Annotated in this window: 13 protein-coding genes; 7 read left to right on the top strand and 6 right to left on the bottom strand. The window is 70.0% G+C overall.

Annotation, left to right across the window (positions count from 1 at the left end):
- The first annotated feature begins 19 nt into the window (after positions 1 to 19).
- Entirely contained in the window at positions 20 to 892 is an 873-nt protein-coding gene (gene ftsY / locus AC1VNH_RS03310; RefSeq protein ID WP_483109844.1) for a signal recognition particle-docking protein FtsY, read from the top strand.
- A 49-nt stretch (positions 893 to 941) separates the two neighbouring features.
- Entirely contained in the window at positions 942 to 1442 is a 501-nt protein-coding gene (locus AC1VNH_RS03305) for a DUF2004 domain-containing protein (protein ID WP_234075295.1), read from the top strand.
- Positions 1443 to 1444: 2 nt separating this feature from the next.
- Here AC1VNH_RS03305 and AC1VNH_RS03300 read toward each other — a convergent pair whose 3' ends face one another.
- From AC1VNH_RS03300 to AC1VNH_RS03285, 4 genes are read right to left on the bottom strand one after another with little or no spacing between them, the layout of a single operon-like run.
- The gene (locus tag AC1VNH_RS03300) at positions 1445 to 2941 is read right to left on the bottom strand and encodes an ATP-binding cassette domain-containing protein (RefSeq protein WP_483109842.1); all 1497 of its coding nucleotides are present in this window, start codon (positions 2939 to 2941) and stop codon (positions 1445 to 1447) included.
- The gene (locus tag AC1VNH_RS03295) at positions 2938 to 3789 is read right to left on the bottom strand and encodes an ABC transporter permease (RefSeq protein WP_483109840.1); all 852 of its coding nucleotides are present in this window, start codon (positions 3787 to 3789) and stop codon (positions 2938 to 2940) included. The genes AC1VNH_RS03300 and AC1VNH_RS03295 overlap by 4 nt, the downstream gene beginning before the upstream one ends.
- On the bottom strand, positions 3786 to 4772 hold the full coding sequence (locus AC1VNH_RS03290) for an ABC transporter permease (RefSeq protein WP_483109838.1): 987 nt from the start codon (positions 4770 to 4772) through the stop codon (positions 3786 to 3788). The genes AC1VNH_RS03295 and AC1VNH_RS03290 overlap by 4 nt, the downstream gene beginning before the upstream one ends.
- A gap of 7 nt (positions 4773 to 4779) precedes the next feature.
- Complete coding sequence (locus tag AC1VNH_RS03285) at positions 4780 to 6420, bottom strand: ABC transporter substrate-binding protein (protein ID WP_483109837.1); 1641 nt, start codon at positions 6418 to 6420, stop codon at positions 4780 to 4782.
- A gap of 251 nt (positions 6421 to 6671) precedes the next feature.
- On the opposite strand from AC1VNH_RS03285, the gene AC1VNH_RS03280 reads away from it, so the two are divergent.
- Positions 6672 to 7265: a TetR/AcrR family transcriptional regulator gene (locus AC1VNH_RS03280; protein ID WP_483109836.1), complete on the top strand. Its 594-nt coding sequence runs from the start codon at positions 6672 to 6674 to the stop codon at positions 7263 to 7265.
- Between the two features lie 12 nt (positions 7266 to 7277).
- The gene (gene ffh / locus AC1VNH_RS03275) at positions 7278 to 8816 is read left to right on the top strand and encodes a signal recognition particle protein (protein WP_483109835.1); all 1539 of its coding nucleotides are present in this window, start codon (positions 7278 to 7280) and stop codon (positions 8814 to 8816) included.
- A 7-nt stretch (positions 8817 to 8823) separates the two neighbouring features.
- Here the strand turns inward: ffh and AC1VNH_RS03270 are convergent, their stop codons facing one another.
- A complete protein-coding gene (locus tag AC1VNH_RS03270) occupies positions 8824 to 9555 on the bottom strand; it encodes an SGNH/GDSL hydrolase family protein (RefSeq protein ID WP_483109834.1) in 732 nt (243 codons plus the stop codon).
- Between the two features lie 41 nt (positions 9556 to 9596).
- Positions 9597 to 10757, bottom strand: a complete 1161-nt coding sequence (locus AC1VNH_RS03265; protein ID WP_243227691.1) for a glutamate--cysteine ligase — start codon at positions 10755 to 10757, stop codon at positions 9597 to 9599.
- A 181-nt stretch (positions 10758 to 10938) separates the two neighbouring features.
- Here AC1VNH_RS03265 and rpsP point away from each other — a divergent pair, with 181 nt between their 5' ends.
- From rpsP to rimM, 3 genes are read left to right on the top strand one after another with little or no spacing between them, the layout of a single operon-like run.
- Complete coding sequence (gene rpsP, locus AC1VNH_RS03260) at positions 10939 to 11361, top strand: 30S ribosomal protein S16 (protein WP_137417152.1); 423 nt, start codon at positions 10939 to 10941, stop codon at positions 11359 to 11361.
- Positions 11362 to 11366: 5 nt separating this feature from the next.
- Positions 11367 to 11597 carry an RNA-binding protein gene (locus AC1VNH_RS03255; RefSeq protein WP_137417151.1) on the top strand — a complete coding sequence of 77 codons (231 nt, stop codon included), beginning with the start codon at positions 11367 to 11369 and terminating at the stop codon, positions 11595 to 11597.
- Positions 11597 to 12226: a ribosome maturation factor RimM gene (gene rimM, locus AC1VNH_RS03250; protein ID WP_483109833.1), complete on the top strand. Its 630-nt coding sequence runs from the start codon at positions 11597 to 11599 to the stop codon at positions 12224 to 12226. Before AC1VNH_RS03255 ends, rimM begins: the two co-directional genes overlap by 1 nt.
- Position 12227 lies beyond the last annotated feature (1 nt).

The raw sequence follows: 12227 nt of genomic DNA, 5'->3' as shown, positions 1-12227 counted from the left end.
GGCCGCGTAGGCTGGAGGCATGGCCGAGAGATCGTGGTCGCTGGGGCGTGCCCTGCGAGGGATGTTCGTCAAGCCCGTCATCGACGAGAGCACGTGGGAGGACCTCGAGACGGCCCTGCTCACGGCGGACTTCGGTCCCGACGTGACCGAACGTCTCATCGACGAACTGCGCGAGAAGGTCGATCGGTATCGCACGACCGACCCCAAGGACCTCCAGCGGATGCTGCGCGAGAGTCTCGAGGAGCACTTCGCGAAGTTCGACTCCACGCTCCGGCTCACCGAGCGTCCGGCCGTCGTCCTCGTCGTCGGCGTCAACGGCGTGGGCAAGACGACCACCATCGGCAAGTTCGCGAACTTCCTGCGTCGCTACGACCGCTCGGTCGTCGTCGGCGCCGCCGACACCTTCCGTGCCGCGGCCGTCGACCAGCTCGCGACCTGGGCCGAGCGCGGGGGAGCAGCGATCGTGCGTCCGCAGCAGGAAGGGCAGGATCCCGCATCCGTCGCCTTCCAGACCGTGGCGCACGCGATCGAGACGGGTACCGAGATCGTCCTCGTCGACACCGCCGGGCGCCTGCACACCAAGGGCGGGCTCATGGACGAGCTGGGCAAGATCAAGCGCGTCATCGAGAAGCAGGCGCCGATCAGCGAGGTGCTCCTCGTGCTCGATGCCACGACGGGCCAGAACGGTCTGATGCAGGCCGAGGCGTTCCTCGAGCAGGCCGGGGTCACCGGGCTCGTGCTCACCAAACTCGACGGATCGGCCAAGGGCGGATTCGTCCTGGCCGTGCAGGAGCGCACCGGCATCCCCGTGAAGCTGTTGGGTCAGGGCGAGGGCATCGGAGACCTCACCGGATTCACGCCCCACGTCTTCGTCGAGCAGCTCGTCTCCTGAGCCGCGCGCCGGACTACCGCCTGGCGGGTCGGGCTGGTTTCATTGACTCATGGCGATCGAGCACGACTTCTTCGGACTTCTGGAATCAGGGCCCGACGGATCCATCTTCTGGTCCGAGAACGTCGAGTTCGGCGACCAGAGCGTGACGGTCGATCTCACGGCTCCCGACCAGGAGGACGTCTCCGTGGCAGCCCTGGACGTCGCCGCCTCCCTCATCTCCTCGCTCGAGCAGCTCGACCTGCTCGCGCGCAATGCCATGATCGGCGAACTGGACGACCGCACCAGCGAGGTGACGGAGTACATCCTGCAGCAGCAGGACACCTTCGGCGAGGACATCACCGATCTCCTCGTGGACATCTCGGGTGACGTCCACGTCGACGTCATCCGTTCGCTGCAGCTCACCAGTATGACGATCCTCGCGGACGAGCATGGCGGTTCGGATCCCTTTGCCGTCCTCGAGTACGCGCTCGATGCGGACGCGACCGACGATGTGCTCCTGGTGAATCTCGACTCGGACGGCGCGGTGATCTCGGTCACGAGCGCCGACTGAACTCACTCCGACGGCACAGCGGTCGCCGCGGCGATCAGTTCGCGCGTGAAAGGGTGCTGAGCGCCGGTGAAGACCGCCTCGGTGGGTCCTTCCTCGACGACCCGGCCGGCGGACATCACGAGGACACGATCACTGACGCGCCTGATGACGGCGAGGTCGTGCGAGATGAAGACGACGGCGGCCCCGGTCGTGGCCGGCAAGGTGAGGATGAGGTCGAGGATCCCGGCCTGCGTCGCCACATCCAGCGCCGACACGGGCTCGTCGCACACCAGCACGTCTGGGGAGGCAGCGAGCGCCCGCGCGATGGCCACGCGCTGCCGCTGCCCACCGGACAGCGTCGCCGGACGTCGTCGAAGCAGCGTCGGGTCGAGCCCCACCCGTTCGAGGAGCCCTCGGGGGGTCGGCGCGTCGGGAGCGGATGAGGCCGTCAGGATGCGTTCGACGCTCCACCGGGGATCGAAGCTGCCCAACGGGTCCTGCGGTACGAGACGGATGCGCGGCGCGGGCGTTGCGAGCGTGATCGTGCCGGTGTCCGGATGCTCGGCGCCCACCAGGAGACGGGCCAGGGTCGTCTTGCCCGACCCGGACGCGCCGACGACGCCGACGACCTCGCCAGCCCGGATGCGGAGATCGACGTCCGTGAGGGCGGTGACCGAGCGATATGCACGCCCCACGCCCTCCGCGCTCAGAAGCACGCGGCCCGCCGGCTGCGCGGCGATCGACTTCGGCCCGCGCGGAGACGCGGCCAGCAGCGCGCGGGTCGCCGCGTGGCGCGGCGCCGACAGCACCTGAGCCGTGGGGCCCGTCTCCACCACGGCACCGTCCTCCAGCACGGCCACTCGGTCGGCGACGCGGGCGACGGCCGCGAGGTCGTGGCTGATCAGCAGGACCGCTCGACCCTCGTCGCGGATGCGGGAGAGGAGATCCAGCACGTGCACCGCCACCGTGGCATCCAGGGCGGTCGTCGGCTCGTCGGCGATGAGGATGTTCGCGCCGCCCACCATCGCGGAGGCGATGAGGGCGCGTTGACGCATTCCGCCGGAGAGCTCGTCCGAACGGCGCGCCAGCAGCGTTTCCGGCTCCGGAAGCCCCGCGTCCGAGAGGGCCTGCAGGACACGTGCGCGTCGGAGGGGCCGGGGGACCCGGTGCAGCGCGAGTGTCTCGCCGACCTCCGCCTCGATCGTCCGCAGCGGGTCCAGCGATTGGAGGGCGTCCTGCAGCACGAGCGCGACGTCTCGCCCCCGCATCCCTCGCCAGCCGCGTCTTCCCGCGCGTCTGACATCGCGCCCCGCGACCTCGAACCGCGCCGCGGTGACCGAGGCGCCGGCCTGCTCCTGCGTGAAACCCAGCAGCGTTCGCGCCAGAACGGACTTGCCTGCGCCGGAGGAGCCGACGACGGCGACGATCTCGCCCGGTTCCACCTCGAGGTCGACGCCGCGCAGGACGTTCCCGGTGCCGGGAAGTGTGACCCGCAGTCCCGCCACATGAAGCCCACTCATGTGCGCACCCCGCCCGCCAGGCGTCGCCCGACCGCCGTGAGCACGGCGGCCGTGGTGACGATCGCGAGTCCGGGGAAGACCGTCATCCACCAGGCACTGCCGATGTAGACACGCCCCGCGTTGAGCATCGCCCCCCACTCCGGCGACGGCGGGAGCGCCCCGAGCCCGAGGAAGCTGAGCGCCGAGACCCACACGATCGCCTGCCCGACGCCGAGGGTCGCGACCGAGACGAGCGGCCACAGCGCGTTGGGCGCGATGTGGCGGAGGAGGATGCGCACCGGCCCGACATGCTCGAGGTGCGCGTACTCGACATAGCCGCTGCGTGCGACCTGCCGCACCTGGGTGCGCAGCATCCGCGCGTAGCCCGGTGTCGTCGCGAGCCCGATCGCGACCACCGACGCCGCCGTCCCCGGACCCGTCACCGCCACGAGAAGGAGGGCCATGACGAGCGTCGGGAGGGCGAAGAGCACCTCGATGATCCGCGACAGTGCCGCATCCAGCCACCGTGGGCCGAGGCCGGCGGTGAACCCCAGGAGAAGGCCGGCCCCGACGCCGATCGCGGTCGCCGCGGCGCCGACCCCGGCGGATGCGGCGGCGCCGTGCACGACGCGCGTGTACAGATCGCGCCCCGACTCGTCCGTTCCGAACAGGTGCGCGGGACTCGGTGGGCGGAACGCTTCGGCCGGCGCGATTGCAAGCGGGTCGCCCGGAGCCAGCAGCCCGGGCCAGATGATCGCCACGATCAGTACGACGAGTCCGATCAGAGCCGTGACTCCTGCCGCACCCCACGCGGAGACGAACGCTCTCGTAACTCCGGGCCGTGCCTGCGTCGAGGCGGCGGCAGTCACGCGCCCACCGCCACCGTCGGGACGCGCAGCGACCGAGGTCGCCGACCGCGAAGACGCGGATCGACGAGGAGTTCCGCCGCATCCGTCAGAACGACCACGACGACGTAGATGAGCGCGACCACGACGACGGCGCCGATCACCAGCGGCACGTCGCGGGCTGTGGCCGCGTCGATGAGCAGGCGTCCGAGACCGGGGCGCGCGAAGAGGGCTTCGACCACGACTGCGCCGGAGAGCAGGCTGCCGTAGGCCCACCCGGAGAGCGCCAGGGCGGGAAGTGCGGCGTGCCGCAGCGTGTGCCGCAGCAGCACCCGCACCTCGGATGCGCCGCGGCTGCGAGCGGTCGTCGCGAAGGGAGCGGCGTCGGCAGCGGTGAGCGAATCGCGCATGACCTGTGCGAGGAAGCCGGCGATCGGAACGGCGAGGGTGAGGACGGGGAGCACGAGCCCCGCCGGATCGGCGCCGACGCTCGTGGCGGGCAGCACGCGCCAGGTCGCGGCGAACAGCAGGATGAGCACGGCGCCGAGCCAGAACTGCGGCATCACGGTGGCGATCGTCTCGACGGAGCGCAGGACGGTCGACACGAGCCGCGCCGCCCGGCCGCGCACCACCGTGACGATGATCGCCCCGATCAGTGCCAGCACCCACGCGACCAGCAGGGCGAGGGTTGCGAGAAGGAGGGTGGAGGGCAGCTGCGCGGCGATGAGATCGGCGACGGGCTGCTTCCTGGCGTACGAGTCGCCCAGCTGCACGGTGGCGATCCGGCCCAGTTGCAGCAGGTACTGCACGAGCAGCGGCTGGTCGAGCGCGTAGGCGCGGGTCGCCGCCTCCACCGTCTCGGGCCCCGCTTGGGAACCCGGACCGCCGAGGATCGCCTCGAGGGGGTCGCCGGAGGCGCGCAGCGCGAAGAACACCACGGTGGCCACGAGCCACACGACCAGCAGCGCCGATCCGACGCGCGCCACCACCCAGCGAAGGACCCTCACCGAGCGCTCAGCCGTTCAGGCGGGTGTCGATGAAGGTCGGCGTGGCCACCGTGCCCAACGTCGTGACGCCGCTCGCGCCGCGCACCAGGAAATGGTTCTGCTGGTCGTAGAGCGGGAGGATGGCGTAGCTGTCGAGGATGATGTGCTGCGCCTGGGCGTACAGGTCGGCGCGCTGCTGGTCGTCGGATGCGGCCGACGCCTGATCGAGGAGCGCGTCCAGCTTCGGATCGGACAGTTGTGCGTGGTTGGCGAAGTAGCCGCTGGGCGCGGGGACGATGCCGTCGGAGTCGTACAGGATGCGCAGGACGTCGGGTCCCACCTTCGTGTACGGCGCGCTCACCGCTTCGTACTCCTTCGCGCCGAGTGCGGCGTACCAGCCCGACAGGTCCAACGGGGTGATCTGGACGTCGAAGCCCACGGCGCCGGCGTTCGCCTGGATCTGCTCGAAGAGCGACTGCTCCGCCGCTACCGACTGGTTGGTGCTGACGGGGAAGCGCACGCTGAGGCGCGCCCCGTTCTTCGTGCGGACGCCGTCCGCATCCCGCGTCGTCCAGCCGGCCTCGTCGAGCAGCTGTTCGGCGCGCGCGGTGTCGGTCGTGAACAGCGACGCGTCGCTGACGGCGGCGGGCTCCGTGCTCGCGAGCGGCGAGAACGAGCGCGTGACCGTGCCCTGGTAGAGCGCCGTGATACCCGGGTCCGGATCCGCCGCCCGGATGAACGCCTCGCGCACGCGGATGTCGTCGAACGGGGCCTGGCCGGTGTTGAGCTCGATGCGGTTCACGGAGCCGGGTCGGGGTGCGTCGATGTGGGTCGTGTCGGTCGAGTTCTCCGCCGCGACGATCGCGTCCGGCTGCGGGTTGTCGATGACCTGCACCTCGCCCGAGAGCAGGGCCGCCTGCCGCGTTGCGGCATCCGGGATGAAGCGCCACTCGATCGCATCGAGGTAGGCGGGGCCCTCGTGCTGGGCCTCGGGGCCGGGGGAGGCGTAGTTCTCATTGCGCACGAGGTGCACCGACTCCTGCGGCGTCCAGGAATCGACGACGAAGGGGCCGGTGCCGATGGGCGCCTTGCAGTTCTCCTCCTGCCCGCGGGCGATTCCCGCGGGGGACTCGATCGCGGTCCACTGCTGACTGAGCGACTCCAGGAGTGCGGAGTCGGGGGCTGCGAGGTGGAAGCGCGCGTGCGTCGCGTCCACGACCTCGACGTCGGTCACCTTCGCGACGGCCAGATAGCCCGTGCTGGATGCGGTGTCGGGGTCCTTCAGGTGCTCGATGTTGGTCTTGATCGCGGCCGCATCGACGGGGGTGCCGTCGGTGAAGGTCAACCCGTCGCGGAGGGTGAAGTCCCACGTGAGTCCGTCGTCGCTGACCTGCCACGACTCGGCGAGCCACGGCGTGATGGTGCCCTCCGCGTCGCGGCCGACGAGCGGCTCCAGGTACTGCGTCGAGATGAGCGCCTGCGGGTAGTTGCCGCCGACGTGCGGGTCGAGGCAGGTCGGCTCGGCGTCACCGGTGGCGTAGACGAGGGTCCCGCCGTCACGCGGAGCGTCAGCCGTGCCCCCGGCCGCGCAGGCGGTGAGGGCGAGGGCGGCGGCGAGGCCCGCGGCCGACACGGCGGCGCGACGAGAGCTGAGAGGTGCAGGGATCATGGTGGGAGCCTTCAACGAGGAGGGGCACACGGAAGCGCGCGGACGGACTTGCTGTATCCGGTCCAAGAAGCCAGCCTACCGCGGTTCGCGGATGCCGCTCCGCCGCATCCGCGGGCCGAGTGCCGGTGCCCGTCGGGCAGGAGATCACCACACATCAGGACGATCCGGACCGAATCGTCCTGATCCAGGGAGATCTCCTGCGGGAGGGATACGGCCGCATCCGAGGAACGGGCGCTGACTAAACTGCTCGGATGACCGACGTACCGCGGATGGGACGGCCTCGGGCGAGCTCGCCAGAGACGATCGCCGAAGCCGCATGCGAGCTGTTCTTCGAGCAGGGGTACGAGGGGACCTCGATCGGAGACATCACGCGTCGCGCCGGCGTCGCGCGAGCCAGTTTCTTCAACTACTTCCGCGCGAAGAGCGACGTGCTCTGGTCCGGCTTCGATGCGCGTTTGGCGGCGGCGTTGGGCGCCATGGCGGAGGGTGCGGCCGTTTCCGACGCTCTCGCTGGCATCGGGCGCGACCTGACCCCCGACACGCTCGCGCTCGCGATCACCAACGCGGAGGCCATGGGTCTCGGCGAGGAGCTCGAGAGGCAGCGCGCCGAACGGTTGGCGCTGCTGCAGCGTGAGATCGCCCCTCGACTGACCGACACGACCGGCGACGCTCTGCTCGCGCAGATCCGCGCCGCCGCCTACGGTGCGGCCGTTCTCGGTGCGGTCTGGATGTGGGCGCAGCACGGTGCCTCGTCGGTGTCGCTGGAGGCTCTCCTGCAGCACGCGCTGTCGATCTCGGGGCGCTTCGGAGGGTCCGACGACTCATCCGCCGCCGCGCTCGCGTAAAATCGACGCATCATGGCGACTTTCGGCACCCTCTCCGACCGGCTCACTGAGACCTTCCGCAATCTGCGCACGAAGGGGAAGCTCAGCCCCGCCGACGTCGACGGGACGGTGCGCGAGATCCGACGCGCCCTGCTCGACGCCGACGTCGCACTGGCGGTGGTGAAGGAGTTCACGGGCAAGGTCCGCGAGCGGGCGCTCGGCGACGAGGTCAACCGTGCGTTGAACCCCGCGCAGCAGGTCGTGCAGATCGTCAACGAGGAGCTCGTCGCGATTCTCGGCGGCGAGCAGCGTCGTCTGCAGTTCGCCAAGACGCCGCCCACGGTCATCATGCTCGCGGGTCTTCAGGGCTCCGGAAAGACGACGTTCGCCGGAAAGCTGGCGCGTCTGCTGGAGAAGGACGGCCACACGCCGCTCCTCATCGCCGCCGACCTCCAGCGACCCAACGCCGTCAACCAGCTGCAGGTCGTCGCCGAGCGCGCGGGAGCCGCGATCTACGCGCCCGAGCCCGGCAACGGCGTCGGCGACCCCGTGCGCGTCGCGCGCGACGGTGTCGAGTACGCCCGTCGCCACCAGCACGACACGGTCATCATCGACACCGCCGGACGCCTCGGCGTGGATGCGGAGCTCATGAAGCAGGCCGCCGACATCCGCACGGCGACCGATCCCGACGAGGTGCTGTTCGTCATCGACGCGATGATCGGCCAGGATGCGGTCAACACCGCGACCGCTTTCCAGGAGGGTGTGGACTTCACCGGTGTCGTCCTCTCCAAGCTCGACGGCGACGCCCGCGGCGGTGCTGCGCTTTCCGTGGCCTCGGTCACGGGTCGTCCCATCATCTACGCCTCGACCGGTGAAGGACTCGAGGATCTCGAGCCCTTCCACCCGGACCGCATGGCGAGCCGCATCCTCGATCTGGGTGACATCCTCACCCTGATCGAGCAGGCGCAGCAGACCTTCGACGAAGCCGAGGCGATGAAGGTCGCCGAGAAGCTCGCGAAGGAGCAGTTCACCCTCGAGGACTTCCTCGAGCAGCTGCAGCAGATGAAGAAGATGGGCTCGATGAAGAAGATGCTCGGGATGCTCCCGGGCATGGGCCAGATGAAGCAGCAGCTCGACAACTTCGACGAGCGCGAGATCGACCGTACCGAGGCGATCATCCGATCGATGACGCCGGCCGAACGCCGCAACCCCAAGCTGCTCAACGGCTCGCGCCGTCTGCGCATCGCACGCGGCTCTGGCATGACCGTGACCGACGTGAACCAGCTCGTGCAGCGTTTCGACCAGGCCGCGAAGATGATGAAGACCGTCGCGCGCGGCGGCGTGCCCAGCATGCCCGGCGTCGGCTCGATGGGGCGTCCGGGAGCGTCGGCGAAGCGCGGCAAGCAGCAGAAGGTGAAGGGGTCGCGCTCGGGCAACCCCGCCAAGCGCGCCGCCGAGAACGCGGGGCTGCCCGCTGCGGAGCCTACCGGTTCGGGCTTCGGTCTCGGGGGCGGGAAGGCCCCGAGCGAGGCCGACCTCGCCGAACTGCAGAAGCTGCTCGGCCGCGGCTGAGCGCGCGTCAGAGCACGATTCCTGCGTGCGCGAGAACCGTGCGCACGTGACGGGCGAGATACTCCTGCCCCTCTGCGGTCGGATGCTCGCTGTCCCACTGCAGCAGCTCCGGGTTCTCCTGCAGCGGCTGACCCAGCCAAACGAACGTGCCGTCGGCGGCCTCCACGGCTGAGCGGAGGGCGTCGGAGCTCCACGCGATCGACGGCGGCGCCTCCCAGGGCTGGTTCCACAGCGTGCTCAGCCCGACGATCCGCGTCGAGGGGAGCTCCGCGTGCAGTTCCTCGACCGTGGCGCGCGTCGCCGCGTCGATGTCGTCAGCGTCCTCGTCCGAGTCGTTGTCCGAGGACTGCAGGATGATCATCGCCGGCTCGAGGTCGACGGCCTCCTGCGCGAGCGCCGAGAAGTTCGTCCCGCAGTCGCCGTCCACCACGAATCCCGCGCCCGCGCACGAGAGATTCACGATGTCCGTGTGCGTCTGTTCGCCCAGCAGAACGGGCCACGCCTGGTCGGGGTCGAGCCCGTACCCCGACATGATCGAGTCGCCGATCGTGACGATGACGGCGTCGGAGGCGTTCGTCGGTGTACGCGTCGGCGAGGCCGACGGCGCGGGCGACGCCGGATGCGGAGGGACGTTCGGCCGTTGCGGCGGTGCAGCCGCGCACCCGGCCATCATCAGCGTCACGACCCCGACAGCGGTCCAGACCGTTGCATGGAGCCGGTGGCGGCGGTGGACGATCACGGGATCACGGTAAGCAGCGAGTTTATGAGCGCGGTACAGGTTCAGCCGCGGGCGGCCAGGGGCGCGCGGCGCTCGGGGCCGGCGCGGAACTCGCGGATAAGGTGCTGCACCACCTGGCGCAGGTCACCGCCCGACGCGTCTGCGACGGCGAGCTGACGCGCGTAGCTGGCTCCCTGCGCGAGGGTGGTGCGCACACCCTCGAGCTCCTCGGCGCACTTGAGCTCGACGGCCACGTCGCCCACACGCTCGAGCGTGGCTTCGAGATGCTCGACGACAGGTTCCTGTCGTCCGTCGCGATCGACGATGACCCGTGCGTCCAATCCGTACCGTGCAGCACGCCACTTGTTCTCGCGCACGAACCAGGGCTGCAGCGACGGCAGCTGTTCACCGGCGTCGAGTCGGCGCGAGAAATCCTCGACGAGGGTCTGTGTGAGAGCCGCGACCGCGGCGAGCTCGGGCAGCGTCGACATCCCGTCGCACGCGCGCACCTCGATCGTGCCCCACCGCGGGGCGGGACGGATGTCCCAGCGCACCTCGGTGGCATCCGCCATCACCTCGGTGCGCACCATGTCGTCGAGGTAGGCCTCGTACTCGGCCCAGTTCCCGAGGCCCCACGGCAGACCCGCCGTCGGCAGCTGCTGGAAGACGAGGGCGCGGTTCGAGGCGTATCCGGTGCGCTCGCCCGCCCAGAACGGACTGGATGCGGAGAGCGCCTGCAGATGGGGCAGGTACGTGGACAGGGCGTTGATGATGGGGAAGACCTTCGTGACGTCGTCGACGCCGACGTGCACGTGGATTCCCCAGATCATCATGTTGCGCCCCCACCACTGGGTGCGCTCGATGAGCGAGTGGTAGCGGGTCTTGTCGGTGACCTCCTGGTCGTACCACTGCGCGAAGGGATGGCTACCCGCGCACAGCAGCTCCACACCGCGCGGATCCGTCGCCGTGCGGACGGCCGCGATCGCATCCGCGATGTCGTCGACGGCGGCCTCGACGGTGTCGCCCACGCCGCTGGTGACCTCGATCGTGTTGGTGAGAAGCTCGCCCGTGACCTGGAACCGCTCGGGGGCGACCGACTCGGCGAGCTCATCGATGATCTCGGGCCCGCGGGGAACGAGATCGCCGGTGCGCCCGTCGGCGAGCATCAGCTCCCACTCGAGGCCGACGGTCGAGCGGCGCGACGGGGCGAAGGGGACGGTCACCGGCTCAGTCTGACACGCGGGGCGCGCTGGTTCGCGAGCCGCGTCATCATCTGGCAAAATAGACAGCTGGACCCCGCCCGACCCTCTATCCGGCCGGGTCCGAACCACAGAGCTTCCGCCGGGTGTGCACCCCACGCTCCAGGCGACCAGTTCGACCACCTTCCACACATTCAGGAGAATCGTGGCTGTCAAGATCCGTCTCAAGCGTCTCGGAAAGATCCGTGCGCCCTACTACCGCATCGTCGTCGCCGACTCGCGCACCAAGCGCGACGGTCGCGTGATCGAGGAGATCGGTCAGTACCACCCGACCGAGGAGCCCTCGGTCATCAAGGTCGACTCCGAGCGGGCCCAGTACTGGCTCGGCGTCGGTGCTCAGCCGACCGAGCAGGTCCTCGCGATCCTCAAGCTCACGGGCGACTGGGGTCGCTTCAAGGGCGACAAGGACGCCGTGAGCACCGTCAAGTACGCAGAGGGCAAGGCCCCCTTCGAGGTCGACGCGGCCAAGAAGTCGGTCATCAAGCCCAAGGCCGAGAAGAAGGCCGAGGAGCCCGCTCCCGCCGAGGCCGAGGCCGCCGACGAGGCTGCTGAGAGCACCGAGGCGTAATCACCGTGCTGGCTGCCGCGCTCGAACACGTCGTCAAGGGGATCGTCGACAACCCCGACGCCGTGCGCATCGTCTCGTCCACGTCGCCGCGAGGCGATGTGCTCGAGGTGCACGTCCACCCCGATGACCGGGGTCGCGTGATCGGGCGCGGCGGTCGCACCGCCAAATCTCTGCGGACCGTGGTCACGGCCCTCGCCGACGGCAGCCGCGTGCGCGTCGACGTCGCCGACGACTGATGGCGGCCGCATCCGGTGACGGAGCGCGCGCATCCGCGCCGCGCCCCGGCAAGACCCAGCTTCGCGTCGGTCGCCTCGTCAAGGCCCACGGCCTCAAGGGCGCCCTGAAGCTCGAGCTGTACACCGACGACCCCGACGGTCGGTTCGTCCCGGGGGCGGAGTTCACCCTCCAGGTCCCCGATTCGTCGTCATGGTTCGGCAAGACCGTCACGGTTCGCGAGTTCCGGTGGATGAACACGCATCCCGTCGCGTTCTTCGAGGGCGTCGACGACCGCGACGCGGCGGAATCCCTCGTGCGCGCCATTCTCTGGATCGACCAGGACGAGCAGAGCACCTCCGACGAAGAGGACGCCTGGTTCGACCACCAGCTCGTCGGCCTCGACGTCGTTCGCGACGGAGTCGTCGTGGGGCGGGTCGCCCGTGTCGACCACCTTCCCGCGCAGGATCTGCTCGCGGTCGCCGTCGGCGAGAACGAAGTGCTGGTCCCGTTCGTCAAGGCGATCGTCCCCGAGGTGGATCCCGCCGCGGGGCGCGTCGTCGTGACGCCGCCCGCCGGGCTCTTCGAGGAGCTTCCCGCCGACGACGAGTCCACCGCCGAAGACGAAACGGCCGCGACCGGCGAGGACTGAC

The organism is Microbacterium sp. KU4F (genome assembly GCF_056868075.1).
Note: the sequence above shows the minus strand (reverse complement) of the source record. Positions and strands in the feature narration are given on the sequence as shown.